This window comes from Streptococcus sp. SM3 (assembly GCF_027497875.1).
Genome location: NZ_JAJNSA010000032.1, coordinates 1 through 25,211 on the forward strand (window position 1 = coordinate 1; position 25,211 = coordinate 25,211).

The following is a 25,211-nucleotide window of genomic DNA, read 5'->3' on the forward strand; positions in this document are numbered from 1 at the left end:
CATGGAGCTCATATCTACATGGACTTCCCAAGTGTTGGTGCTACGCAGAACTTGATGATGGCAGCGACTCTAGCTGATGGGGTGACAGTGATTGAAAATGCTGCGCGTGAGCCTGAGATTGTTGACCTAGCCATTCTCCTCAATGAAATGGGAGCTAAGGTTAAGGGTGCTGGTACAGAGACCATTACCATTACCGGTGTTGAGAAACTTCATGGTACGACTCACAATGTAGTCCAAGACCGTATCGAAGCAGGAACCTTTATGGTAGCTGCTGCCATGACTGGTGGTGATGTCTTGATAAAAGACGCTGTCTGGGAGCACAACCGTCCCTTGATTGCCAAATTGCTTGAAATGGGAGTGGAAGTGACGGAGGAAACTGAAGGAATTCGAGTTCGTTCTCAACTAGAAAATCTAAAAGCTGTTCATGTGAAAACCTTGCCCCACCCAGGATTTCCAACAGATATGCAGGCTCAATTTACAGCCTTGATGACCGTCGCAAAAGGGGAATCAACTATGGTGGAGACAGTTTTTGAAAATCGTTTCCAACACTTAGAAGAAATGCGTCGCATGGGTTTACATTCTGAGATTATCCGTGATACAGCTCGTATTGTTGGTGGACAGCCTTTGCAGGGGGCAGAAGTTCTTTCAACTGACCTTCGTGCCAGTGCAGCCTTGATTTTGACAGGTTTGGTAGCACAAGGAGAAACTGTAGTTGGTAAATTGGTTCACTTGGATAGAGGTTACTACCGTTTCCATGAGAAGTTGGCGCAGCTAGGCGCTAAGATTCAGCGGATTGAGGCAAGTGATGAAGATGAATAAGAGATCAAGCTACGTAATCAAGCGTTTACTTTTAGTCATTTTGGTACTGTTTTTAGGTGCTCTAGCCTTAGGTATCGGCTTAATGGTAGGTTATGGAATCTTGGGCAAGGGTCAAGATCCATGGGCTATCCTGTCTCCAGCAAAATGGCAGGAATTGATTCATAAATTTACAGGAAATTAGGCTGGAGAACCAGTCTTTTTCTAGAGATAAGGAGAAAAATGGATAAAAAAACAAGACAGACACTGATCGGACTGCTAGTGTTATTACTCTTATCTGCGGGAAGCTATTATATCAAGCAGATGCAGTCGACAGCTAATAGTCCTAAAACAAAGGTTAGTCAGAAAAAACAAGCGTCTGAAGCTCCTAGTCAAGAGTTGGCAGAAAGTGTCTTAACAGATGCAGTCAAAAGCCAAATAAAAGGGAGTCTTGAGTGGAATGGATCAGGTGCTTTTATCGTCAATGGTAATAAAACAAATCTAGATGCCAAGGTTTCAAGTAAGCCCTACGCTGATAATAAAACAAAGACAGTGGGCAAGGAAACAGTGCCAACCGTAGCTAATGCCCTCTTGTCTAAGGCTACTCGCCAGTACAAGAATCGTGAAGAAACTGGGAATGGTTCGACTTCATGGACTCCTCCAGGCTGGCATCAGGTTAAGAATCTAAAGGGTACTTATACCCATGCGGTCGATAGAGGTCACTTGTTAGGCTATGCCTTAATCGGTGGCTTGGATGGTTTTGATGCCTCGACAAGCAATCCTAAAAACATTGCTGTTCAAACAGCCTGGGCAAATCAGGCACAGGCTGAAGATTCGACTGGTCAAAACTACTATGAAAGTATGGTACGTAAAGCCTTGGACCAAAACAAGCGTGTCCGTTACCGTGTAACCCTTTATTACGCTTCAAACGAGGACTTAGTTCCTTCAGCTTCACAGATTGAAGCCAAGTCTTCAGACGGAGAATTGGAATTTAATGTCCTAGTTCCCAATGTTCAAAAAGGGCTTCAACTGGATTACCGAACTGGAGAAGTAACGGTAACTCAGTAAAAGATAACATAAACTCCTATGTCACTTGTAGATGTAGGAGTTCTTCTTTTACTAGTTTCAGCAGGGCTAGAATAGGCACTAAGAAAAAAATAATATGTACTGGACTAGATTTTGTGATATAATAAAGGATAAGATACTATTTTAGGAGAAGAACTATGGAAGACCCAAGTAGTCAGAATTTGTTGCTACAATTTGTTTTGTTGTTTATCTTGACAGTGTTAAATGCTTTTTTCTCAGCCACAGAAATGGCCATGGTTTCACTTAACCGTGCGCGGGTGGAACAAAAGGCAGAAGAAGGAGATAAACGCTATATTCGTCTGCTGAAGGTGCTAGAAAATCCTAACCACTTTTTATCAACCATTCAAGTAGGGATTACCCTGATTACGATCTTATCTGGTGCGAGTTTGGCAGAAACTCTGGGACGAGAAATTGCATCTTGGCTTGGAAATGGCGAAACATCTTATGCCGTTGCAAGTTTTCTATCTTTAGCATTTTTGACTTATATTTCCATCGTTTTTGGGGAATTGTATCCTAAGAGAATCGCTCTTAATCTAAAGGATGCTTTGGCGATTCGTACAGCGCCAGTTATCATTGGGCTGGGGAAACTAGTTAGTCCCTTTGTTTGGCTCTTGTCTGCATCTACCAATCTCTTGAGTCGCTTGACTCCTATGACCTTTGACGATGCTGATGAAAAAATGACCCGTGATGAAATTGAGTACATGTTGACCAATAGTGAAGAAACACTAGATGCTGACGAAATTGAAATGTTACAAGGAATTTTTTCACTGGACGAATTAATGGCCAGAGAAGTCATGGTTCCTCGAACGGATGCCTTTATGGTCGATATTCAGGATAATAGTCAAACCATCATCCAAAGTATTTTAAAACAAAATTATTCTCGTATCCCTGTCTATGATGGAGACAAGGATAACGTGATTGGAATCATTCACACCAAGAGTCTCCTTAAGGCGGGCTTTGTGGACGGTTTTGATAATATTGTTTGGAAGAAAATCTTACAAGATCCACTTTTTGTTCCTGAAACTATTTTTGTGGATGACTTGTTAAAAGAACTGCGCAATACCCAAAGACAAATGGCAATCTTGCTAGATGAATACGGTGGGATGGCTGGTTTGGTGACCCTGGAAGACCTCTTAGAGGAAATCGTTGGGGAAATCGATGACGAAACAGATAAGGCTGAAATCGAAGTTCATAAAATTGGAGAAGATACTTATATTGTTCAAGGTACCATGAATCTCAATGATTTTAATGACTACTTTGATGTTGAACTGGAAAGTGATGACGTTGATACCATCGCTGGTTACTATTTGACAGGAGTTGGGACCATTCCAACGACTGAGAAACTCAGTTATGAATTAGTCAGCCAAAACAAACAGCTTATCCTAACCAATGATAAAGTGAAAAATGGACGTGTTACCAAGGTAAAAGTCCAAATTATCGAAGTCGAAATAGAAGAAGAAACAGAGTAAACTAGAGGCTTTTGTCACCAGGTGTGACAAAGCTTTTTTCAGTTGATTTCAAAAGGGAATTGAGTCCTCGAAAAACTCAGCCCCAACCTAGTCCCAAAAGTTTTTTAAGGTTATACGTATTTATTCGAGGAAAAAGAAAAAAGCCCTTTATATTGGGCTTTCTGTTTAAATGAAACCTGAAAAATCAAGTTATAGAAGGCGGTAGACGGATTTGAACCGACGATCAAGCTTTTGCAGAGCCGTGCCTTACCACTTGGCTATACCGCCTTAACGTTTATTATTATACCTTGAAAATGATTTTCAGTCAATAGCTTTTTCAGATTTTTTGTATCAATAAGCCTAAATATTCTGAAAATTCGTTTACTTTTCTTGAAATCTATGATATAATTGATGATAACCTATACTTTATTTATAAGAGGAGTAAATAAATGAAAAAAAGTCAAGTGCTTGCTGTAGCGGGAGCTACCTTATTAGCGTCAGGAGTTCTAGCTGCGTGTTCAAACACTAGTTCAAATAATGCTAAACTAGCAAAAGATTACCAATATGTTTATCAAACAGATCCAGAAACCTTGGATTATATCGTCAGCAATATCGATTCAACATCATTCGTCACAACGAATGCTGTAGATGGTTTGTTGGCTAATGATAAATATGGTAACCTGGTTCCTTCTATTGCTGAATCATGGACAGTTTCAAAAGATGGTTTGACTTATACCTATAAAATCCGCAAGGATGCTAAATGGGTGACAGCAGAGGGAGAAGAATACGCTCCTGTAACTGCTAAAGACTTCGTTACTGGTTTGAAACACGCCGTAGATGGAAAATCAAAAGGACTTTCAATCGTTAGCTCTTCTATTAAGGGATTAGAAGCCTATATCAAGGCTGAAACAAGCGATTTTTCAACCGTTGGAGTAAAAGCGCTTGATGATCAAACATTAGAATATACCTTGAACCAGCCAGAAACTTTCTGGAATGACAAGACCACTAGTGGTGTTTTGATGCCGGTTAATGAAGAATTCTTAACTTCAAAAGGGGAAGGTTTTGGTGCCCCAACCGATGCTAACTCTATTCTTTATAACGGTCCATTTGTCTTAAAATCTGTAACTCCAAAATCATCTATCGAGATGGCTAAAAATGATGCATACTGGGATAAAGAAAATGTAAAAATTGAGAACGTTAAGTTCACTTTCTGGGATGGTAAGGACCAAGATGTGATTGCTAAAGGTTTTGCTGATGGTCAATATAGCAAGGCTCGTATCTTCCCTACAAGTTCTACATATGAAAAATATGCAGCTGACTTTAAAGATAACATTTACTTTAATGAACCAGGAGCGGGTGTTGCAACTGTCAGCTTGAACTATGGCCGTACAACCTATAATCATACTGCCAAAACAAGTGATGCTCAAAAGACATCTACTCAGAAAGCATTGCTAAACAAGGAATTCCGTCAAGCCTTGAACTTTGCTGTCGATCGCAATTCTTACTCAGCTCAAACAAATGGTACTGATGGAGCTGCAGTAGCCATCCGTAATACGTTTGCACCTTATAATCTTCAAGTTGGTAAGAAAACATTTGGTGAATTGGTACAAGATAGCTTGGCTAAGACAAATTCTTCTACTTGGTCAAACGTGTCTCTAGCAGATTCTCAAAATGGCCTTTACAATGAAGAAAAAGCTAAAGAAGTCTTTGCTAAAGCAAAATCAAGCCTACAAGCTGAAGGTGTTGAATTCCCAATCCACTTGGATGCCTTGGTTATCCAAGAATCAACAGCGGTTGTAAACCGTGTTCAATCATTGAAACAATCAATTGAAAAAGTATTGGGTTCAGATAATGTTGTTGTAGACTTACAACAAATGACTCAAGCAGAAGCTTTACCAATTTCATTTAGCGCTCCAACAGCTAAAGAACAAGACTGGGATATCCATACCTTGCTAGGATGGAACCCTGACTATCAAGATCCTTCTACTTTCTTGGATCAATTCGTCCTTAAGGGAGGAAGCACTCGTCTTTACCTTGGTATTGACCAAAACACAGATGCATCAGTAGTAAGTAAACTTGGTTTAGCTGACTATGGAAAATTACTTGATGACGCAAACAGCGAAAACCAAGATGTTCAAAAACGTTATGAAAAATACGCGGTGGCACAAGCTTGGTTGACTGACAATGCTTTGACAATTCCAGTAATGGCTTCTCCTAAAGAAACAGCCGTTTCATATGTTTCAAAAGTTCTACCATTTAGCTCTTCATATTCTGTAGCCGGCCTTAAAGGTGAAAATTCAGGATACTTGAAGTACACTGAAGTTGGTGAAAAAGCAATCACCAAAGAAGAGTATGAAAAAGCTCGTGAAAAATGGTTGAAAGAAAAGACTGAGTCAAACGAGAAAGCTCAAAAAGAATTGGCAAGTCATGTGAAGTAAATAATTTTCAATAGAACTTTCTCTCCATGAGGAGAAGGTTCTTTTGGGATTTTTAAAGGAAATGATATGAAAAAATATATTTTTATGCGTGTTTTGCGGTCCTTGGTTTCTATCTTCTTAGTAACAACCTTGACCTACACGATTATCTATACAATGGTTCCTCGAAAATTGATTTTCAAACAGGATACCAACTATAACAAGATTGCGACAACTGCTGATAAACGTGATAACTATGAGAATACTGTTTATGAGCGTATGGGCTATATCGAGTACTACGATACCAAAGAGTTGCAAGAAAAAGCTAGCCAGATGGATTCTTCGGTAACCGTTGAAGCCAATGATACCAACAAGGCTATCTATGAAAAATACATCAAACAAATCGGTCATGGTTGGACCCTGGGAGAATTTACTGAAAGTGGCCAATTCTACGCTACTCGTGAAATCCCAATTTTTGAACGTGTTTTCAAATTCTATGCTAACTTGATTGACATTGATCATACTAATAAAATTCAAGACCCTGAAAATCCAGACTTGAAACGTTACCTTCGTTTTGAAAATGATCCAGCGATCGGATGGTCATTGGTTGGTTCAGGAACTAAACATAAATATCTCTTGTACTTCAATAGTCAGTTCCCGTTTGTGCATCAAAACTTTGTGAACATTAATTTAGGTGACTCTTATCCAACCTATGCTAATAGCCCTGTTTTACAGGTTATTACTCAAGGACAAGGGCAAACAAAAACATCTCAAGTTCAGTTCCCAACAGGTAAGAAAACTTCTTCTGTAAATATTTACTCAAGAACCTACAAATCACCTAGTCAGGCTGACTCTCGTGAAGTGGCTAACTATGGGAAAGATGATCCATATACTGCAACTGAAAGCAACTACCAATATCCTTCTATGATTGCTAGCTCTGCAGTCGTTGGATTGATCGGTTTGGTGATTTCTTATGCGATTGCTGTGCCACTTGGTTCAGCTATGGCTCGCTTCAAGAATACTTGGATTGATAGCTTTTCAACAGGGGCTTTGACCTTCTTGATGGCTCTTCCAACAATTGCCTTGGTTTATATCGTTCGTTTGGCTGGTTCTTCAATCGGCTTGCCAGATTCATTCCCTATCTTGGGTGCTGGAGATTGGCGTTCGTATGTTTTACCAGCAGTTATCCTTGGTTTGTTGGGTGCTCCTGGTACAGCTATTTGGATTCGTCGTTACATGATTGACTTGCAGTCACAGGACTTTGTTCGTTTTGCTCGTGCAAAAGGTTTGTCTGAAAAAGAAATTTCAAATAAACACATCTTTAAAAATGCCATGGTTCCGCTGGTTTCAGGAATTCCTGGTGCTGTTATCGGGGTTATCGGTGGTGCAACCCTTACTGAAACAGTCTTCGCTTTCCCAGGTATGGGTAAAATGTTGATTGACTCTGTAAAAGCATCTAATAACTCTATGGTCGTTGGTCTTGTCTTCATCTTTACATGTATTTCTATCTTCTCACTTCTTTTGGGAGATATTTGGATGACGATTATTGACCCACGTATTAAATTGACTGAGAAAGGAGGCAAATAATGTCTACAATCGATAAAGAAAAATTTCAGTTTGTAAAACGTGACGATTTTGCCTCTGAAGCCATTGATGCTCCAGCTTATTCATATTGGGGTTCAGTGTTTAGACAATTTATGAAGAAAAAATCAACTGTAGTCATGTTGGGAATCTTGGTAGCTATCATTTTGATGAGTTTCATCTACCCAATGTTTTCTAAGTTTGATTTCAATGATGTCAGCAAGGTAAACGACTTTAGTGCTCGTTATATCAAGCCAAATGCTGAGCATTGGTTCGGTACAGACAGTAACGGTAAATCTCTCTTTGACGGTGTCTGGTTCGGAGCTCGTAACTCTATCCTCATTTCTGTGATTGCGACAGTGATTAACTTGGTTATCGGTGTTTTTGTCGGTGGTATTTGGGGAATTTCAAAATCAGTTGACCGCGTGATGATGGAAGTTTATAACGTCATCTCAAACATCCCATCTCTTTTGATTGTCATTGTCTTGACTTACTCAATCGGAGCTGGATTTTGGAATCTGATTTTTGCCATGAGTGTAACAACATGGATTGGGATTGCCTTCATGATTCGTGTGCAAATCTTGCGTTACCGTGATTTGGAATACAACTTGGCATCACGCACTTTGGGAACACCAACCTTGAAGATTGTTGCCAAAAATATCATGCCTCAATTGGTATCTGTTATTGTGACAACCATGACTCAAATGCTTCCAAGCTTTATCTCATACGAAGCCTTCTTGTCATTCTTCGGTCTTGGATTACCGATTACCGTGCCAAGTTTGGGGCGTTTGATTTCAGATTATTCACAAAACGTAACAACTAATGCTTACTTGTTCTGGATTCCATTGACAACCCTTGTCTTGGTATCCTTGTCCCTTTTCGTAGTTGGTCAAAACTTAGCGGATGCTAGTGATCCACGTACACATAGATAGGAGTAGAAATGACAAAAGAAAAAAATGTAATTTTGACTGCTCGCGATATTGTCGTGGAATTTGACGTTCGTGACAAAGTATTGACAGCCATTCGCGGCGTTTCCCTTGAACTAGTTGAAGGAGAAGTATTAGCCTTGGTAGGTGAGTCAGGATCAGGGAAATCTGTTTTGACAAAGACTTTCACAGGTATGCTTGAAGAAAATGGTCGCATTGCCCAAGGAAGTATTGACTACCGTGGTCAAGATTTGACAGCTTTATCTTCTCACAAGGATTGGGAACAAATTCGTGGTGCTAAGATTGCGACTATCTTCCAAGATCCAATGACTAGTTTGGACCCAATTAAAACAATTGGTAGTCAGATTACAGAAGTTATTGTAAAACACCAAGGAAAAACAGCTAAAGAAGCGAAAGAATTGGCCATTGACTACATGAATAAGGTTGGGATTCCAGACGCAGATAGACGTTTTGATGAATACCCATTCCAATATTCTGGAGGAATGCGTCAACGTATCGTTATTGCGATTGCCCTTGCCTGCCGACCTGATGTCTTGATTTGTGATGAGCCAACGACTGCCTTGGATGTAACCATCCAAGCACAGATTATTGATTTGCTAAAATCTTTACAAAACGAGTACCATTTCACAACAATCTTTATCACCCACGACCTTGGTGTGGTGGCAAGTATTGCGGATAAGGTAGCGGTTATGTATGCAGGAGAAATCGTTGAGTATGGAACTGTTGAGGAAGTCTTCTATGACCCTCGCCATCCATATACGTGGAGTCTCTTGTCTAGCTTGCCTCAGCTTGCTGATGATAAAGGGGATCTTTACTCAATCCCAGGAACACCTCCGTCACTTTATACTGACTTGAAAGGAGATGCCTTTGCCTTGCGTTCAGACTATGCAATGCAGATTGACTTCGAACAAAAAGCTCCTCAATTCTCAGTATCAGAGACGCATTGGGCTAAAACTTGGCTTCTTCATGAGGATGCTCCAAAAGTAGAAAAACCAGCTGTGATTGCAAATCTCCACGATAAAATCCGTGAAAAAATGGGATTTGCCCATCTGGCTGACTAGGAGGAAGGAAATGTCTGAAAAATTAGTAGAAATCAAAGATTTAGAAATTTCCTTCGGTGAAGGAAGTAAGAAGTTTGTCGCGGTTAAAAATGCTAACTTCTTTATCAACAAGGGGGAAACTTTTTCGCTTGTAGGTGAGTCAGGAAGTGGGAAAACAACTATTGGTCGTGCCATCATCGGTCTTAATGATACAAGTAATGGGGATATCATTTTTGATGGTCAAAAGATTAATGGTAAGAAATCGCGTGAACAAGCTGCAGAATTGATTCGTCGTATCCAGATGATTTTCCAAGACCCTGCGGCAAGTTTGAATGAACGTGCCACTGTTGATTATATTATTTCTGAAGGTCTTTACAATCATCATCTGTTCAAGGATGAAGAAGAACGTAAAGAGAAAGTTCAAAATATTATCCGTGAAGTAGGTCTTCTTGCTGAGCACTTGACTCGTTACCCTCATGAATTCTCAGGTGGTCAACGTCAACGTATCGGTATTGCCCGTGCCTTGGTTATGCAACCAGACTTTGTTATTGCGGATGAGCCCATTTCAGCCTTGGACGTTTCTGTTCGTGCTCAAGTCTTAAACTTGCTCAAAAAATTCCAAAAAGAACTTGGCTTGACCTATCTCTTTATCGCCCATGACTTGTCGGTTGTTCGTTTTATTTCAGATCGTATCGCGGTTATTTACAAGGGTGTTATTGTAGAGGTTGCAGAAACAGAAGAATTGTTTAACAATCCAATTCATCCATATACTCAGGCTTTGCTTTCAGCGGTACCTATCCCAGATCCAATCTTGGAACGCAAGAAGGTATTGAAAGTATATGATCCAGATCAACATGATTATGAGACAGATAAGCCATCTATGGTAGAAATCCGTCCAGGTCACTATGTATGGGCTAACCAAGCCGAATTGGCACGTTATCAACAAGGGTTAAACTAATAATGGTTTTATAATTTCCATGTCAACTTTTATGGAAATTATAAACCTTTTTTTGTTGGATTGATTTGGAAAAACTTTGAAAGTAGTTTGAAAGAATTTTCGAAAGAAATAGAATTCTTAGAAAATCATTGAATTATAGTGATATGAAATAAAATCTGAACAACTCTATTAGGAAAGTCAAATTAATTTCTAGAAAAGGTTTAGAAGTCGCGGCGTATTACTCTAGCTTCAATCTACTATATTCTAATACTCTTCGAAAATCTCTTCAAACCACGTCAGCTCTATCTGCCACCTCAAAACAGTGTTTTGAGCAACCTGAGGCTAGCTTCCTAGTTTGCTTTTTGATTTTCATTGAGTCTAATATCTACAATGTAAAAAACTCTAGCTATCAGTTCATTGATAGTTAGAGTTTTTTCTATTCATATGATTTAAGGAGATTAAATAAGGCTTCTACTTCTGATGACGGTGTAGCTGATTTAATGTAAGCGTAATAAACTGTAAAAGTTATCTTATCCTTCGGTATAAGAGGAATTTTTATTAAATCATCATCTTCATCAGAAAGTGCGATATCAGCAAGTAAACTAAGGCCAATCCCTTTCTTTAAAAGTTCTTTAAGAATGACAATGTCATCAGTCTTAAAGAATATTTCTGCCTTGTTTTGATGCTTCTGATTAAGCGTTTCAAAAGCTTTCAGGTGAACAAAGTGTTCGTCTAAGAGTATAAAGGATTGATCTACTAATTATTCAAAAGCGAGGGAAGGAACAGTGGCAAAAGGATGGTTCTTAGATAAAACGACATACAGTTCTTTATGAAATAGCTCGTGTGTCTCTATTGAAGGATAATTGAGAGGTTCAATTAAACCGAGTAGGCTTGCATTAAGGTCTCCCTTAAGGAGAAGGTTTAATAACTCTACGGAGCCACCGCGGATAGGGCGTATCTTTTTTAAAAAATCGAATTTATCTTTTTCGTTTAAGGCAGCAAAGAGATACTGAATGATAATAGGAGGGAATCCTACAGTAGAGTATTGTGCCAAGGAGCGATTAATTTCTTTGCGAGTAGAAATGACCTCAGGTAAAATCAGTTCTGTATGCTTTAGAAGGATTTGTCCTTGAGGAGTTAGCTTGAAGGAACGATGCGAGGGGTCATGGTGAATCAATTTGCAGTTAAAGGATTCCTCTAAGCGCTTGATAGCATAAGAAATAGATGGTTGGCTGACTTTATGTTGTTTTGCTACTTCCGTATAGGATTGAAGCTGGCAGAGGTCATAAAAATATTGTAGATCTTTTAAATTCATATGGGTTCACTTTCATTAGTTGGAGAAGGAAAATAAGTGGAAAACAGCAGATAAATAATTTTTATCCGTATCCTACAATTTGACTATACGAGTATTCACCAGTTAAAATGTAAGTGAGTCAGGGATCTCAAAGATTATCTAAGATACTCTCAAAAATGACCAACATTTTTTCTCGTTTATCAATAGGGAGCTGTTTAATCTTCATGTTGATTCTTTTGAGTGAAAGATTGTCACTCTTATCAGAGGTTGATTCAAGGCTATCAAAATTGAAAAATTCCTCTGGGGTCATTTCTAGGGCGTCAATCACTTTTTCAAGACTGTGAATGGTCAGATTCACATTTTGGTTTTCAAGTTGATTGATATACTTAAGCCCGAGTCCTGCTTGTTCCGAAAGTTCTTCCTGGCTCATTTTATTCTGTGTTCGAAAATATTTCACTTTTTGGGAAATATATTGTTGTAAATAGTTTTTAGTTGTCATATAAATAGAATACAAGTTTTATATGACAAAAAACACCTTAAAAAATACAAAGTATTACATAACATACCTAGATGATATTTATTTTAATTAGGATTGTCAATTTGTATGATTGGTTTATTTTACTCGAAACTTTTAGTAAAGAGAGATCATCGAGAGTTTGATGAGTTCAGAAATTTATAACATATGCGTATACAATTGTATTATTTAAACAACAACGTTTTACGAACAATTCGTTTCATGTGGTATAATATAAGTAAAAAGGAGCTTGCACTATGACTGCACATGATATTTTAAACAATCCTTTCCTCAATAAAGGTACTGCCTTTACCTTAGAGGAGCGAAAGGAACTAGGCCTTATTGGTTTACTGCCACCGTATGTTCAAACGATTGAAGAACAAGCGGCGCAAACTTATGCACAAATGCAAACAAAAGCCAATGATTTGGAAAAACGTCTTTTCCTAATGGAAATTTTTAATACCAACAGGACTCTTTTCTATTACCTCTTTTCTCAACATTTGAAAGAATTCAATCCAATTGTATATGATCCAACCATTGCAGATACGATTGAAGGCTATAGTGATCTTTTTGTAGATCCCCAATATGCGGGATATCTTGATATTAATCATCCTGAAAATATTGAAGCTACTTTGAAAAACGCTGCCGGGGGTCACGAGATTCGTCTCATTGTTGTAACAGATGCAGAAGGAATCCTTGGAATTGGCGACTGGGGAACAAATGGTGTCGATATTTCTGTTGGGAAATTGATGGTCTATACAGGTGCTGCTGGAATCGATCCTTCGATGGTCCTTCCTTTAGTCATTGATGCAGGGACTAACCGTGAAGAACTTCGTAACAATCCTAATTACTTAGGAAATCGTCACGAACGGGTCCGCGGAGATCGTTACTACGACTTCATTGACCAATTTGTTCAAACAGCAGAACGTCTCTTTCCTAAACTCTACCTTCACTGGGAAGACTTCGGCCGCTTGAATGCTGCCAATATTCTTGAAAAATACCGGAAACAAATTCCGACCTTTAATGATGATATTCAAGGTACAGGAATCGTTACCTTGGGTGGTATCTTTGGTTCGCTGGATATTAGTGGTGAAAAATTAACAGATCAAGTTTATCTTTGCTATGGTGGTGGTACTGCGGGTGCAGGAATTGCCTCTCGTGTTCTTCGTGAAATGGTAAGTGAAGGTCTTTCTGAAGAAGAAGCCTATAAACGGTTCTTTATGGTTGATAAACAAGGTCTTCTCTTTGATGACATGGATGACTTGACACCAGAACAAAAACCATTTGCTAAGAAACGTGCTGACTTTAGTAATGCAGATAAGTTGACTGACCTGCTTGAAGTAGTGAAGACTGTGAAGCCAACCATTCTTGTAGGAACTTCAACTCAGCCTAATACCTTCACTAAAGAAATAGTAGAAGCTATGTGTGAATACACAGAACGTCCAATGATTTTCCCTTTGTCAAATCCAACTAAATTGGCAGAAGCTAGTGCCAAAGATTTGATTGAATGGTCAGATGGCAAAGCTTTTGTCGCAACAGGAATTCCTGCTGATACGGTTTCTTATAAAGGTGTAGACTATGTGATTGGTCAAGCAAATAATGCCCTGATTTACCCAGGTCTTGGTCTAGGTATGCTGGCTTCTGAAGCAAGTCTTTTGACTGATGAAATGATTGGAGCAGCGGCGCATTCATTGAGTGGTATTGTCAATCCAGGCCAACCAGGAGCTCCTGTCTTGCCACCATTCAAGTATGTAGCAGATGTTTCTATTAAAGTAGCAGAAGCAGTCGCTAAAAAAGCACAAGAGCAAGGTCTTGCACGCGCTAAGGAAACAGATATGGCCAAAGCAGTTCGTGATTTTAAGTGGTATCCAGAGTATAAATAATTCATTTCTGTTGCCTATCCTCGGGATACTTGGCTTATTTTGGATATGTTAGCAATCTACAGAGTTGATAACCGAAAAGTAAAGAGATTGTCGTATTGACTATTGGTTTTAAACAGTATAAAATAACTGTCGATTTTTTGTCCGACTGCCAAGAGTCAGTTTAATACTACACTAAAATCAAAATGCATTATATAATAGTGATATGAAATCAACCAAAGAAGAAATACAAGTTATCAAAACACTTTTAAAAGACTCTAGTACAACTAAATACCATAAAAGTCTTCAAATCGTTCTATTTTGTCTAATGGGCAAATCTTTGAAATTATCCTAAAAGAATTATGAAAGAATTTTCGAAAAATTTTAAAAAATTCTGAAATATTCTTGACAGGTGATGAAAAAGGTGGTAAGATAAGAAACATCAAAAAAGAAAGCAGAAAAAGAAATGAATAAGAAACAAGCTGTAACGATGAATCAAAACTTTTACTTTAGCTACTTTAGATAGTGTTTGTAGACATGTCACCATGGATGCAAACAGTTCAAGCAATTTGTTTGTATCTATGTGGCTAAGATTTTTGATTGTGGTCCATATAGATGAATATCTAAATGGACTAGCAAAGTTATAACTTGTTAGATTATTTCAAGCATCCGTTTAGATAGTATCTAGGCGGTTTTTTGTTTTATCTTTTCTGAGAAGGAGTTTCATTATGAAAGTTGTTCGAAAATTACTAGCCCCTCTCTTGGTAGTGGGGATCCTCTTGACCTCTCTGATTAGTTTGCATCAGTTGAAGGCAGATAAGAAAAAAGATGTATTTCGTATCGGTATTTCACAATTTATTACCCACCAGTCCTTAGACGCTACTAGAGAAGGGTTTGTGGATGAGCTGGGCAAGCAAGGTTATATTGAAGGGAAAAATATCGAGATTGATTTGCAAAATGCACAAGGAGAACAAAGAAATCTAAAAACCATTTCCCAGCAACTAGCAGAATCTAGTGATGTCGTTCTAGCCATCGCAACGCCTTCTGCTCAGAGCTTGGCTAATACAACACAAACGACACCTGTTATCTTTTCAGCTGTAACAGATCCTGTCAGTGCCAAGTTGGTTGAGTCAAGAGAGCATCCTGGAGGCAATGTAACTGGGACAAGCGACCAGTCATCAGATGCCATTTCAACCCAAATCAATTTGATAAAGAAAGTGTTACCAAAGGCTAAAACAATTGGAATTCTCTATACTCAGAGCGAGCCCAATTCAGTTGTCCAAAAGGATGAAGCTAAGCGACTTCTGGAAGAAAAAGTCTTTACCGTTGTTGAAAAAACAATCTTGGACAGTAACAACGTCAAGGTGGCAGCAGAGAGCTTGATGGCAGAGGTGGATATGGTTTTTGTGCCAACGGATAATATCATTTCGTCAACCATGGAAACAGTCAAGCAGGTTTCTATTAAACACAAGGTTCCAGTATTCGGTGGTTCAACAGAAATGATTGCTGTTGGTGGCTTGTATAACTACGGTACCAATTATGAAGAATTGGGGCGTCAGACAGCACGCATGTTGATTCGTGTCTTAAAAGGTGAAAAGCCAGAAAATATAGCAGTTGAGTTGCCTGAAAAACTGGAATTGCATACCAATCAAGAAATGGCAGATGCACTAGGAATTGATATTAGTAAGTTAGAAGGCAAGGAATAAGGAGGTTTAAGATGAATTTTGTGTTATCTAGTTTATCAGAAGGTTTGTTGTGGTCGATTATGGCGATTGGGGTCTACTTGACTTTCCGTATTTTGGATATTGCGGATATGACTGCTGAAGGAGCCTTTCCTCTGGGGGCAGCTGTCGTCGTATCACAGATACAGGCAGGGACAAATCCTTGGATTGCGACTTTACTTGCTTTGCTGGCAGGTATGGTAGCAGGTCTTGTATCAGGAATGCTCCACACCAAGATGAAAATCCCTGCTCTCTTGACAGGGATTGTGACCTTGACAGGGCTTTATTCAATCAATATTAAAATCATGGGTAGCGTGCCCAATCTTTCCTTGGGAGATTCTTCAACTGTCTTTAAACAATTGGCAATCTTAGGGCTGTCAAATGAAGAAGCTGTTTTCTCACTTAGTTTGGCCTGTCTCTTACTTGTTTGTTTGGTCTTGACTCTTTTGATGAAAACAGAGATTGGCTTGGTCTTGCGTTCGACTGGGGACAATATTCCGATGAGTGAGGCCAATGGGGTCAATGTAGACACCATGAAGATTGTTGGTTACATGATTTCAAACGGCTTGATTGCCCTATGTGGTTCCTTGTTTGCCCAAAATGATGGATTTTCAGATGTGACTTCTGGGACAGGAACTATCGTTGTTGGTTTGAGTGCAGTCATTATTGCGGAAGTCTTGATACACGACTTGACCATTGGAGGCCGCTTGTTATCCATCGGAATTGGTGCTATTGTATACCGTTTGATTATTTTAAATATCTATGAAATTCCAAATCTAGATCAAAACCTGGTTCGTCTCTTTAATGCAATCTTGTTAGCCTTAGTTTTATTTGCGCCAGAATTGCAAAAGAGATTAAAGATTCGTGGTCTAAAATTGAGAAATGAATAGGAGGAGAAAGTTATGGCAAGTTTGTTAACACTTGAAAATATTCACAAAACATTTGAAGCAGGGACGGTCAATGAGAACCATGTCCTCAAAGGATTAGATTTAGAGGTTGAAGAGGGAGATTTTATCTCTGTGATTGGTGGAAATGGAGCAGGGAAATCCACTTTGATGAATATCTTGGCTGGCAATCTATCGGTGGATGAAGGGGACCTTTTATTGGCAGGTAAATCCATTAAAAATCTGAGTGTAAGAAAGAGAGCCAAGGATATCGCCCGTGTTTTTCAAGATCCTAAGATGGGAACAGCTTCTCGTTTGACGATTGAGGAGAATATGGCTATTGCATTGAGACGCGGGCAGAAGAGAGGGCTTGGTTGGGGCGTGAAGGAGAAGAATAGAATCCAGTTCCAAGAGGCCTTGAAGGAGTTGAATATTGGTCTTGAAAACCGCTTAAAAGTAGATACTCAATATCTCTCAGGAGGACAAAGACAGGCTTTGACCCTAGTCATGGCAGCTCTAGTGAAACCCAAACTTTTGCTTTTGGATGAACATACTGCGGCACTTGACCCGAAAACTAGTCAAATGGTGATGGATTTGACGCAAAAAATTGTGGAACACCATCAGTTGACGACTTTGATGATTACCCACGATATGAACCATGCGATTGAGTACGGCAATCGTCTCATTATGCTCTATCAGGGTAAGATAGTGGTGGATGTCAAGGGAGAAGAGAAAAAGCATCTGACAGTTGAAGACCTCATGCATCTCTTCCAGAAAAATAGTGGCCAAAGTCTAGTCAGTGATGAATTGGTTTTGGGATAAAGAAAAACACCACACTTTGTAAGACACAAGGTGTGGTTGTATTTTATCTCTTAGACCAAGTTCTCTTCATAAAGAGAAGTAGGATTGGGTAAATCTCTAATCGACCTGCAATCATTGCAAAGGAGAGGAGAATTTTTGAGATAGGACTAAAGATTGAGAAACTAGAAGTGGTTCCTAGAATAGGTCCTATATTATTGAAACAGCTAAAGACAGCACTGGTCACAACCAGAAAATTGTTGCTATCTAGGCTGACAATAAAGATAAGGGATAGCAAAATCATAGAATAGATGACAAAGTACTTGAGAATCTTATGCTGGGTATCTTTGTCAATCACCGTTTTATTAACATGGAGGGTCAAAACACGGTGGGGCGATAGGATTGACAAAATTTGGTTTTTGGCAATTTTTGAAAGGATGAGGCCTCGAATAACCTTGAGTCCACCTGCGGTTGAACCAGCAGAACCACCGATTCCCATGAGGAAGAGAAGGATAAACTGGGAGAAGAGAGGCCAGTTGGTAATATCCCCGTAACCAAAACCAGTCGTTGTAATGATATTGGAAACCTGGAAGAAGGCCATTTCAAAGCTCTTGGAAAATCCTGAGTAGAGATAGAGGGTATTAAGGCTAATCAAGCCTGTAGAAACTAGCACGATGATCAAGTAAGCACGAAGTTCCTCGTCACCAAAGAAGGCTTTGACGCGACGGAGCATGAGGTAGTAGTAGAGATTGAAATTTACCCCAAAAACCAAAACCCCGATACTAACCAGATAGGTAATCAGTGAGCTACCATAGTGGGCAATTCCATCGTTATAGACTGTAAAACCTCCTGTACCTGCTGTTCCCATGGCAATGACAAAACTATCAAAAAGGGGCATGCCAGCCAGATAATAGATGATGACAAAGAGGGAGAAGAGAGCTAGATAAAGGAGATAGAGAATCTGGGCAGTGTTTTTTAGTTTGGATACTACTTTACCAAAAACAGGACCAGGAACCTCAGCCTTCATTACTTCTAGGTGGCTATTCTTGGCATTATCCATAATAGCAAGCGCAAAAACAAGCACCCCCATCCCTCCAATCAAGTGGGTAAAACTTCGCCAGAAGAGGAGGGAACGACTGAGAACTGAAACGTCGTTCAGAATAGTTGCTCCAGTAGTTGTAAAGCCCGAACTGATTTCAAAAAAGGCATCGATAACGCTGGGAATTTGCCCAGCAAAAACAAAGGGGAGACCGCCAAAGAAAGACCAAAGGATCCAACAGAGGGCTACAATCAAGATTCCCTCTTTGGCGTAAATTCGTTGATTTTTGGGCTTTTGTAAAATTCCTGAACCGCCTAGTAATACGAGGATCCCTATTGTTGAAAAGAGGGCCGTAAAGACTTGGCTCGATTCACGGTAATAGACAGCGACAGACACAGGAACCAAAAGAAGAACAGCTTCAATCAAAAGTAATTTTGAAAGGAGGTAACGAATCATACTTTTATTCATTTCTTACCTCGCAATCAAGTCATAAATCTTGGTGATGTTTGGCAACAGGGTTGTTACTAGGAGCTTGTCTCCAACTTCCAGCATATCCTCCCCAGTTGGGAAAATAGTCTTGCCCTTTCGAATGATAGCTGCAATCAGAACCCCTTTTTTCAATTTCAGTTGAGAAAGAGGTTTGGCAGTCATTTTATTGGCTTCCTTGATATGGAATTGTAGGGTTTCGATTTGGCCATTGGCTAGATGGTGCATGGCCTGAAGGTCTGAATACTGGGCATTAACCCGACCACGAATAAAGTGCATGATTGTATCTACAGCGATGCTTTTAGGTGTGATGATACTTGAAAAATCAGGCGCATTGATAATCTCGAGGAGACTGGTACGATTGACCTTAGTAATATTTTTCTGCACACCTACCCTGTCAAGGAACATAGAGGTAATCAGATTTTCCTCATCGACCCCTGTTAGAGTCGCAACGGCATCATAGTTTTGAGCACTTTCTTCCAGCAGGATATCTTTTGCGGTACCATCTCCTTGAACGATGTAGAGGTTTGGGAATTTCTCGCTAAAGAAGCTAGCGATTTCAGGATTGATTTCAATAACCTTGGTATCGATACGACTGTCTTTGAGGATACCTAGTAGATAATAGGCAATTCTACCAGCTCCAACAATAAGAAGACTCTTCACGGCACGAGACTTGAAATAATTATGGAAGAGCATCATGTCAACACGGTTACCAGTGACAAAGATTCTATCTTTATCCTGTACAGTCATGTCACCGCTTGGAATGATAATTTGATGATCCCTCTCTATCGCACAGACAATGACATTGCCAAATTTTTTCCGAAAATCAGAAATGGGCATTTGGCAAAGACCACTGGAGGATTTAACAGTGAATTCCATCAAGCTGACCCGTCCACCAAAGAAACGTTCGACAGAGAGGGCGTTGGGGAAGTCAATGATATTCGCGATAGCACGAGCAGCCAAGAGCTCAGGGTTAACGATAAGAGAAAAACCGAGAATATTCTTTTCCTTGAAATAAGAGTTAGAATATTCAGGGTTCCGCACACGAACGATGGTCTCTTTAGCTCCCATTTTTTTGGCTAGAACAGCTGCAATCATGTTCACTTCATCGTATTCAGTCAGGGCGATAAAGATATCACAATCCTGGACACTGGCTTGCTCAAGGATGGTAAAATCGGCCCCGTTACCAAGGATGCCCATGATATCAAAGCGATTAACAATATGATTGAGAACAGCTTCGTCTTGCTCAATCAGCAAAACATCATGCTTTTCTGCAACCAAGGAGCGACAGAGGGCAGAACCAACTTTTCCCCCTCCGACAAGGATAATTTTCATAATAAAACCTACTTCTTCATTATGTAACTATCATACCTTTTTTCAAGAAAAAATGCACCTACTAGCTAATCACCAGAGTTTTTAGTAGGAAATTTGCTATAAGGTAAAACTATACCCTAAGCAATTGAAATAGCTATTAGCACCTTTCTCTGAAATATGGTATGATAAAGGATATACAAGGAGATAAAATGAATAATAATTTACTGGTATTACAATCAGACTTTGGTCTGGTTGATGGTGCGGTATCGGCTATGATTGGAGTGGCTTTAGAAGAATCTCCAACTTTAAAAATTCATCACTTGACGCACGATATCACGCCTTATAATATTTTTGAGGGGAGCTACCGTCTCTTTCAGACGGTGGACTACTGGCCTGAGGGAACGACTTTTGTATCGGTTGTCGATCCAGGTGTCGGCTCGAAACGTAAGAGTGTGGTTGCCAAAACTGCAAAAAATCAATACATTGTCACACCAGACAATGGAACTCTTTCCTTTATCAAGAAACACGTTGGTATTGTAGCTATTCGTGAGATTTCTGAAGTGGCCAATCGACGTCAAAATACAGAGCATTCTTATACTTTCCACGGTCGTGATGTTTATGCCTATACTGGTGCTAAACTAGCCAGCGGTCACATTAGTTTTGAGGAAGTGGGACCAGAGCTCAGTGTGGATCAGATTGTGGAGCTTCCAGTTGTAGAGACTATCATAGAAGATCATTTGGTGAAGGGAGCTATTGATATTCTGGATGTGCGTTTTGGTTCGCTTTGGACCTCTATCACGCGAGAAGAATTTTACAAGCTGGAACCAGCATTCGGTGACCGTTTTGAAGTGACTATCTATCACGCTGATATGCTGGTCTATCAAAATCAGGTTGTTTATGGCAAATCATTTGCAGATGTGAGAATTGGGCAACCCATCCTTTACATCAACTCTCTCTATCGTTTAGGTCTGGCTATCAACCAAGGTTCCTTTGCCAAGGCCTATAATGTGGGTGTCGGTTCATCTTGGACCATTGAAATAAAGAAAATAGAATCATAAAATAGGAGAATATAGATGAAAAATCAATCAATTAAACAAGTTGTTGCTATCGGTGTTGGAGCTGCGCTCTTTGTTGTCATCGGGATGATCAGTATTCCAACGCCTATTCCAAATACAAGCATCCAGCTTCAGTATGCGGTACAGAGCCTCTTGTCTATTATTTTTGGCCCTCTAGTGGGACTACTTGTTGGTTTAATTGGGCATGCAGTGAAGGACTCTCTTGCTGGCTACGGTCTATGGTGGACTTGGATTATTGCTAGTGGTCTCTTTGGTCTAGCTGTAGGTCTCTTTAGAAAATACATTCGAGTAACACAGGGTGTTTTTGAGTTGAAGGATATTGTCTTCTTTAACCTCATTCAGATTGTTGCAAATGCTCTTGTTTGGGGTGTCTTGGCACCACTTGGAGATGTTGTGATTTATCAAGAAGCGGCAGAAAAAGTATTTGCACAAGGGATTGTTGCGGGAATTGCAAATGCTGTAACTGTAGCTATCGCAGGTACCCTTCTCTTGCTAGCTTATTCACGTACGCAGACTCGTTCAGGAAGTTTGAAAAAGGATTAACATAAGAGAAAAGGCTGGACAACCAGTCTTTTTCGATGTTTATTGATTAGTTAGGCAAGCAAGCTATGATAGGACTCTTTTTGACGCTAAGATTTTACGAGAAGAGACTGCAAGAAGGGCTTGATTTATGATAAAATAGAAGTCTAAGAAGCGAATGAAGAGAGTAAGATGAAAGAAGCTATAATTGAGTGGAAGGATTTCTCTTTCCAGTATGAAACGCAACAAGAACCAACCTTGCAAGGAGTGAACTTGACCATTTATAAGGGAGAGAAAGTCTTAATTGTTGGGCCATCTGGGTCAGGTAAGTCGACCTTGGGTCAATGTTTGAATGGGATTATTCCCAATATTTACAAGGGTCAGACGTCTGGAGAATTTTTGATCAAGGGGCAAGCGGCCTTTGATATGAGTATCTATGATAAATCTCATCTAGTCAGCACAGTTTTGCAGGATACAGATGGGCAGTTTATCGGCCTGTCTGTGGCAGAGGATTTGGCTTTTGCTCTGGAAAATGACGTGACAGATCTAGATGACATGAAAAGTCGTGTTCATAAATGGGCTGAAAAGCTGGACTTTCTTTCTTTACTGTCTCAGCGTCCCCAAGATTTGTCAGGTGGACAAAAGCAGCGAGTCAGTCTAGCTGGTGTCTTGATTGATGAGAGTCCAATTCTCTTGTTTGATGAACCACTAGCCAATCTGGATCCCAAGTCAGGTCAGGATATTATCGAATTGATTGACCAGATTCATAAGGAAGAAGGAACAACGACTCTTATTATCGAGCACCGTTTGGAGGATGTTCTGCATCGCCCTGTGGATCGGATTGTCTTGATAAACGATGGTCGTATCCTCTTTAATGGGAGTCCTGACCAGTTACTGGCGACTGATTTATTGACACAAAATGGAATTCGAGAACCCCTTTATCTGACCACTCTCCGTCAATTGGGTGTGGATTTAGTTAAGGAAGAACAATTAGCAGATCTGGATAACTTGTCTATCTCAAAAGGTCAGGTTCAGTTGCAGAATGAACTGGTAAAAGAAACCCCAGAATTGCAGTCACTCTTTAAATTAGAGAACGTGTCTTTTTCTTATGATGATAGACCGATTTTAAAATCCCTACATTTGGATATTAAAAAGGGTGAAAAGATTGCTATTGTCGGGAAAAATGGAGCAGGGAAGTCAACTCTAGCCAAGGCCTTAAGTAGCTTTATTCAGACGGAAGGTCGCTATCTTTGGGAAGGACAGGATATCAAAGGAGATTCTGTTGCAGAGCGGGCGGAACGAGTAGGCTATGTGCTGCAAAATCCTAATCAAATGATTTCAACCAATATGATTTTTGATGAGGTGGCTCTGGGACTTCGTTTGCGAGGTGTGGAAGAGCAGGAAATTGAAACGAGAGTCTATGAAACTTTGACAATCTGTGGTCTCTATGAATTCCGTAATTGGCCTATTTCTGCCCTGTCATTTGGTCAGAAAAAACGTGTGACTATTGCATCGATTTTGGTCTTAGGGGCTGAAATTATCCTCTTAGATGAACCGACTGCAGGTCAAGACCAGAAGAACTATACTGAGATTATGGAATTTCTTGAAGAACTGCATCAAAAAGGTCATACCATTGTCATGATTACCCATGATATGCAATTGATGCTGGATTATTCGGATAGGGCTCTTGTCATGGTGGATGGGGAATTGATTGCCGATACTGATCCAGCTAGTCTTTTGAGCAGTCCTGAGCTGTTAGTAAAAGCCAATCTAAAAGAAACTTCTATCTTCAACTTGGCTAAGAAACTCGACGTGGATCCACTTGCTTTAACGGCATTTTACAAAGAAAGGAGAGAAGGATGCAAGCTAAATTAATCGGTTACCAGCATAGAGATACTGTGATTCATCACTTGTCAGGAGCTGGGAAACTCCTCTTTTTCATTCTCGTGTCATTGGCGGCCATGATTAGCTATGATACCAGACTGCTTGTTCTGATTGCCATATTTTCGGTCTTTCTCCTCTATTTGTCAGAAATCCGTTTTAAAGATGTTTCCTTTGTAGCCGTTTTTGCTACGGTATTTGCGATTTTGAATGTCTTGATGGTCTATCTCTTTTCTCCCGAGTATGGGGTTGGACTTTACGGAGAGAGAAGTGTGATTTGGCAGGGAATCGGTGCCTACACTCTGACCAGTCAAGAGCTCTTTTATCTGCTAAATTTGGCTATTAAGTACCTTTGCACCATTCCTCTGGCTATTATCTTTTTGATGACAACCCATCCTAGTCAGTTTGCTTCCAGTTTAAATCAGATTGGTGTTCCTTACAAGATTGCCTATTCAGTTAGCCTGACCTTGCGCTATATTCCAGATTTGCAGGAAGAATTCTTTACTATCAAGATGTCTCAGGAGGCGCGTGGGATGGAATTATCCAAGAAAGCTTCTCTTATGCAACGAATCAAAGGCAATCTGCGCATTATCACTCCCTTGATTTTTAGCTCGCTAGAACGCATTGATACCATTGCGACCGCCATGGAACTTCGCCGCTTTGGGAAAGAGAAAAAACGCACTTGGTATAGTTATCAGGCCTTGAAAAAAGGAGATTATATTACCTTGCTCTTGGCAGCTGTATTTTTAGTAGCTAGTTTACTACTTATCTTGCAGAATCACGGACGATTTTACAACCCTTGGAAATAGCTTGAAAAAATTGAAAAAATCAAGTCGTTTCTATTGACAATGATTCTGAAAGTGTTATACTAAGAAAGTAGTTTCGCTGATTTACTTCAAACCTGTTGTGAGGTAAGTTAACGATGCCTTAACCACGCTGTTTGCTGAGCTTGACTCCGGGCAGTGTGGCTATTTTTTTGCAATGGTGAAAGGAAGCAAGTCATGACAAATCACATTGTATTATTTGAACCACAAATTCCACAAAATACAGGCAATATTGCGCGTACTTGCGCTGCGACCAATTCTCCCCTCCACATCATCAAGCCAATGGGCTTTCCTATTGACGACCGCAAGATGAAGCGAGCTGGATTGGATTATTGGGATAAGCTAGAGATTTATTTTTACGAGAGTTTAGAGGATTTCATGTCTCAGATGAAGGGAAAACTCTATCTGATTTCTAAATTTGCTGAGAAAGTCTATTCTGAGGTGGATTTATCGACTAACGAAGACCATTATTTTCTATTTGGACGTGAAGACAAGGGCTTGCCTGAGGACTTTATGCGAGAACATCCTGAGAAAGCTCTCCGTATTCCTATGAATGATGAACATGTCCGCAGTCTCAATGTGTCTAATACCGTCTGCATGATTGTCTATGAGGCTCTTCGCCAGCAGAACTTTGCAGGTCTTGAGCTTGTTCATACCTATGAAGTGGATAAATTGAAATAAAAAATGAAAATGAAAATGAACAAAATGCTTGCGCTTGCAAGCGTTTTTTGTTATGATAAAAGAGTCTTCAGGG

At 39.8% G+C, this 25,211-nt stretch carries 21 protein-coding genes, 1 tRNA gene and 2 pseudogenes; 19 read left to right on the top strand and 5 right to left on the bottom strand.

Annotated elements, in window-relative coordinates:
* From PAN06_RS06555 to PAN06_RS06570, 4 genes are all read left to right on the top strand, one after another.
* Positions 1-819: UDP-N-acetylglucosamine 1-carboxyvinyltransferase (locus PAN06_RS06555; RefSeq protein ID WP_269795908.1), on the top strand; the 819-nt coding region annotated here is incomplete at its 5' end.
* Positions 812-1,000, top strand: coding sequence for a DNA-directed RNA polymerase subunit beta (locus PAN06_RS06560; RefSeq protein ID WP_070480259.1), 189 nt, complete (start codon positions 812-814; stop codon positions 998-1,000). The genes PAN06_RS06555 and PAN06_RS06560, both read left to right, overlap by 8 nt.
* Before the next feature lie 38 nt (positions 1,001-1,038).
* Positions 1,039-1,863: a DNA-entry nuclease EndA gene (gene endA / locus PAN06_RS06565; protein ID WP_269795909.1), complete on the top strand. Its 825-nt coding sequence runs from the start codon at positions 1,039-1,041 to the stop codon at positions 1,861-1,863.
* A gap of 155 nt (positions 1,864-2,018) precedes the next feature.
* A complete protein-coding gene (locus tag PAN06_RS06570; RefSeq protein WP_269795910.1) occupies positions 2,019-3,350 on the top strand; it encodes a hemolysin family protein in 1,332 nt (443 codons plus the stop codon).
* 196 nt (positions 3,351-3,546) lie between these two features.
* Here PAN06_RS06570 and PAN06_RS06575 read toward each other — a convergent pair.
* A tRNA-Cys gene (locus PAN06_RS06575) sits at positions 3,547-3,617 on the bottom strand.
* Positions 3,618-3,778: 161 nt separating this feature from the next.
* On the opposite strand from PAN06_RS06575, the gene PAN06_RS06580 reads away from it, so the two are divergent.
* The 5 genes from PAN06_RS06580 (at position 3,779) to PAN06_RS06600 (ending at position 10,269) form a co-directional block, all read left to right on the top strand.
* Positions 3,779-5,767 carry a peptide ABC transporter substrate-binding protein gene (locus tag PAN06_RS06580; RefSeq protein WP_269795911.1) on the top strand — a complete coding sequence of 663 codons (1,989 nt, stop codon included), beginning with the start codon at positions 3,779-3,781 and terminating at the stop codon, positions 5,765-5,767.
* Between the two features lie 66 nt (positions 5,768-5,833).
* On the top strand, positions 5,834-7,330 hold the full coding sequence (locus tag PAN06_RS06585; protein WP_261021944.1) for an ABC transporter permease: 1,497 nt from the start codon (positions 5,834-5,836) through the stop codon (positions 7,328-7,330).
* Complete coding sequence (gene oppC / locus PAN06_RS06590) at positions 7,330-8,256, top strand: oligopeptide ABC transporter permease OppC (RefSeq protein ID WP_000103691.1); 927 nt, start codon at positions 7,330-7,332, stop codon at positions 8,254-8,256. The genes PAN06_RS06585 and oppC overlap by 1 nt, the downstream gene beginning before the upstream one ends.
* Positions 8,257-8,264: 8 nt before the next feature.
* Positions 8,265-9,332 carry an ABC transporter ATP-binding protein gene (locus tag PAN06_RS06595; RefSeq protein WP_000159550.1) on the top strand — a complete coding sequence of 356 codons (1,068 nt, stop codon included), beginning with the start codon at positions 8,265-8,267 and terminating at the stop codon, positions 9,330-9,332.
* 10 nt (positions 9,333-9,342) lie between these two features.
* A complete protein-coding gene (locus PAN06_RS06600; protein WP_001291285.1) occupies positions 9,343-10,269 on the top strand; it encodes an ATP-binding cassette domain-containing protein in 927 nt (308 codons plus the stop codon).
* Positions 10,270-10,684: 415 nt separating this feature from the next.
* Here the strand turns inward: PAN06_RS06600 and PAN06_RS06605 are convergent.
* Positions 10,685-11,563 (bottom strand): annotated as a pseudogene (locus PAN06_RS06605) (LysR family transcriptional regulator).
* Between the two features lie 127 nt (positions 11,564-11,690).
* Positions 11,691-12,041 carry a helix-turn-helix transcriptional regulator gene (locus PAN06_RS06610; protein ID WP_000208712.1) on the bottom strand — a complete coding sequence of 117 codons (351 nt, stop codon included), beginning with the start codon at positions 12,039-12,041 and terminating at the stop codon, positions 11,691-11,693.
* Between the two features lie 272 nt (positions 12,042-12,313).
* On the opposite strand from PAN06_RS06610, the gene PAN06_RS06615 reads away from it, so the two are divergent.
* The 5 genes and pseudogenes from PAN06_RS06615 to PAN06_RS06635 all read left to right on the top strand — a co-directional run bounded on the left by PAN06_RS06615 (position 12,314) and on the right by PAN06_RS06635 (position 17,342).
* The gene (locus PAN06_RS06615; protein WP_125458134.1) at positions 12,314-13,939 is read left to right on the top strand and encodes a malolactic enzyme; all 1,626 of its coding nucleotides are present in this window, start codon (positions 12,314-12,316) and stop codon (positions 13,937-13,939) included.
* A 202-nt stretch (positions 13,940-14,141) separates the two neighbouring features.
* A pseudogene (locus tag PAN06_RS06620) lies at positions 14,142-14,261 on the top strand (IS630 family transposase); the annotation flags it as partial.
* Positions 14,262-14,643: 382 nt separating this feature from the next.
* Positions 14,644-15,621 carry an ABC transporter substrate-binding protein gene (locus tag PAN06_RS06625; RefSeq protein WP_269795912.1) on the top strand — a complete coding sequence of 326 codons (978 nt, stop codon included), beginning with the start codon at positions 14,644-14,646 and terminating at the stop codon, positions 15,619-15,621.
* A gap of 11 nt (positions 15,622-15,632) precedes the next feature.
* Positions 15,633-16,526 (top strand): ABC transporter permease, encoded by an 894-nt coding sequence (locus PAN06_RS06630; protein ID WP_042750045.1) that lies wholly within the window; start codon positions 15,633-15,635, stop codon positions 16,524-16,526.
* Positions 16,527-16,538: 12 nt separating this feature from the next.
* Positions 16,539-17,342 carry an ATP-binding cassette domain-containing protein gene (locus tag PAN06_RS06635; protein ID WP_042750048.1) on the top strand — a complete coding sequence of 268 codons (804 nt, stop codon included), beginning with the start codon at positions 16,539-16,541 and terminating at the stop codon, positions 17,340-17,342.
* 43 nt (positions 17,343-17,385) lie between these two features.
* On the opposite strand, the gene PAN06_RS06640 is transcribed toward PAN06_RS06635, so the two are convergent.
* Positions 17,386-18,825, bottom strand: a complete 1,440-nt coding sequence (locus PAN06_RS06640) for a TrkH family potassium uptake protein (protein ID WP_042750049.1) — start codon at positions 18,823-18,825, stop codon at positions 17,386-17,388.
* 3 nt (positions 18,826-18,828) lie between these two features.
* Positions 18,829-20,178 carry a Trk system potassium transporter TrkA gene (gene trkA, locus PAN06_RS06645; protein ID WP_042750050.1) on the bottom strand — a complete coding sequence of 450 codons (1,350 nt, stop codon included), beginning with the start codon at positions 20,176-20,178 and terminating at the stop codon, positions 18,829-18,831.
* Positions 20,179-20,366: 188 nt separating this feature from the next.
* Here trkA and PAN06_RS06650 point away from each other — a divergent pair, with 188 nt between their 5' ends.
* The 5 genes from PAN06_RS06650 to PAN06_RS06670 all read left to right on the top strand — a co-directional run bounded on the left by PAN06_RS06650 (position 20,367) and on the right by PAN06_RS06670 (position 25,138).
* A complete protein-coding gene (locus tag PAN06_RS06650) occupies positions 20,367-21,215 on the top strand; it encodes an S-adenosyl-l-methionine hydroxide adenosyltransferase family protein (protein ID WP_001063590.1) in 849 nt (282 codons plus the stop codon).
* 15 nt (positions 21,216-21,230) lie between these two features.
* Positions 21,231-21,776, top strand: a complete 546-nt coding sequence (locus PAN06_RS06655) for an ECF-type riboflavin transporter substrate-binding protein (protein ID WP_004260596.1) — start codon at positions 21,231-21,233, stop codon at positions 21,774-21,776.
* Positions 21,777-21,944: 168 nt separating this feature from the next.
* Positions 21,945-23,627, top strand: coding sequence for an ABC transporter ATP-binding protein (locus PAN06_RS06660; RefSeq protein WP_004260599.1), 1,683 nt, complete (start codon positions 21,945-21,947; stop codon positions 23,625-23,627).
* Positions 23,612-24,442, top strand: a complete 831-nt coding sequence (locus PAN06_RS06665) for an energy-coupling factor transporter transmembrane component T (protein WP_269795913.1) — start codon at positions 23,612-23,614, stop codon at positions 24,440-24,442. The genes PAN06_RS06660 and PAN06_RS06665 overlap by 16 nt, the downstream gene beginning before the upstream one ends.
* A gap of 192 nt (positions 24,443-24,634) precedes the next feature.
* Positions 24,635-25,138 carry a tRNA (cytidine(34)-2'-O)-methyltransferase gene (locus PAN06_RS06670; RefSeq protein WP_000181389.1) on the top strand — a complete coding sequence of 168 codons (504 nt, stop codon included), beginning with the start codon at positions 24,635-24,637 and terminating at the stop codon, positions 25,136-25,138.
* Positions 25,139-25,211: the final 73 nt, after the last annotated feature.

Coding starts and splice junctions, on each gene's coding strand:
- PAN06_RS06580 (WP_269795911.1), top strand. CDS start 3,779: ATGAAAAAAAGTCAAGTGCTTGCTGTAGCGGGAGCTACCTTATTAGCG.
- PAN06_RS06600 (WP_001291285.1), top strand. CDS start 9,343: ATGTCTGAAAAATTAGTAGAAATCAAAGATTTAGAAATTTCCTTCGGT.
- PAN06_RS06585 (WP_261021944.1), top strand. CDS start 5,834: ATGAAAAAATATATTTTTATGCGTGTTTTGCGGTCCTTGGTTTCTATC.
- PAN06_RS06660 (WP_004260599.1), top strand. CDS start 21,945: ATGAAAGAAGCTATAATTGAGTGGAAGGATTTCTCTTTCCAGTATGAA.
- PAN06_RS06640 (WP_042750049.1), bottom strand. CDS start 18,825: ATGAATAAAAGTATGATTCGTTACCTCCTTTCAAAATTACTTTTGATT.
- PAN06_RS06625 (WP_269795912.1), top strand. CDS start 14,644: ATGAAAGTTGTTCGAAAATTACTAGCCCCTCTCTTGGTAGTGGGGATC.
- PAN06_RS06630 (WP_042750045.1), top strand. CDS start 15,633: ATGAATTTTGTGTTATCTAGTTTATCAGAAGGTTTGTTGTGGTCGATT.
- PAN06_RS06570 (WP_269795910.1), top strand. CDS start 2,019: ATGGAAGACCCAAGTAGTCAGAATTTGTTGCTACAATTTGTTTTGTTG.
- PAN06_RS06670 (WP_000181389.1), top strand. CDS start 24,635: ATGACAAATCACATTGTATTATTTGAACCACAAATTCCACAAAATACA.
- PAN06_RS06610 (WP_000208712.1), bottom strand. CDS start 12,041: ATGACAACTAAAAACTATTTACAACAATATATTTCCCAAAAAGTGAAA.
- oppC (WP_000103691.1), top strand. CDS start 7,330: ATGTCTACAATCGATAAAGAAAAATTTCAGTTTGTAAAACGTGACGAT.
- endA (WP_269795909.1), top strand. CDS start 1,039: ATGGATAAAAAAACAAGACAGACACTGATCGGACTGCTAGTGTTATTA.
- PAN06_RS06595 (WP_000159550.1), top strand. CDS start 8,265: ATGACAAAAGAAAAAAATGTAATTTTGACTGCTCGCGATATTGTCGTG.
- trkA (WP_042750050.1), bottom strand. CDS start 20,178: ATGAAAATTATCCTTGTCGGAGGGGGAAAAGTTGGTTCTGCCCTCTGT.
- PAN06_RS06635 (WP_042750048.1), top strand. CDS start 16,539: ATGGCAAGTTTGTTAACACTTGAAAATATTCACAAAACATTTGAAGCA.
- PAN06_RS06560 (WP_070480259.1), top strand. CDS start 812: ATGAATAAGAGATCAAGCTACGTAATCAAGCGTTTACTTTTAGTCATT.
- PAN06_RS06650 (WP_001063590.1), top strand. CDS start 20,367: ATGAATAATAATTTACTGGTATTACAATCAGACTTTGGTCTGGTTGAT.
- PAN06_RS06655 (WP_004260596.1), top strand. CDS start 21,231: ATGAAAAATCAATCAATTAAACAAGTTGTTGCTATCGGTGTTGGAGCT.
- PAN06_RS06615 (WP_125458134.1), top strand. CDS start 12,314: ATGACTGCACATGATATTTTAAACAATCCTTTCCTCAATAAAGGTACT.
- PAN06_RS06665 (WP_269795913.1), top strand. CDS start 23,612: ATGCAAGCTAAATTAATCGGTTACCAGCATAGAGATACTGTGATTCAT.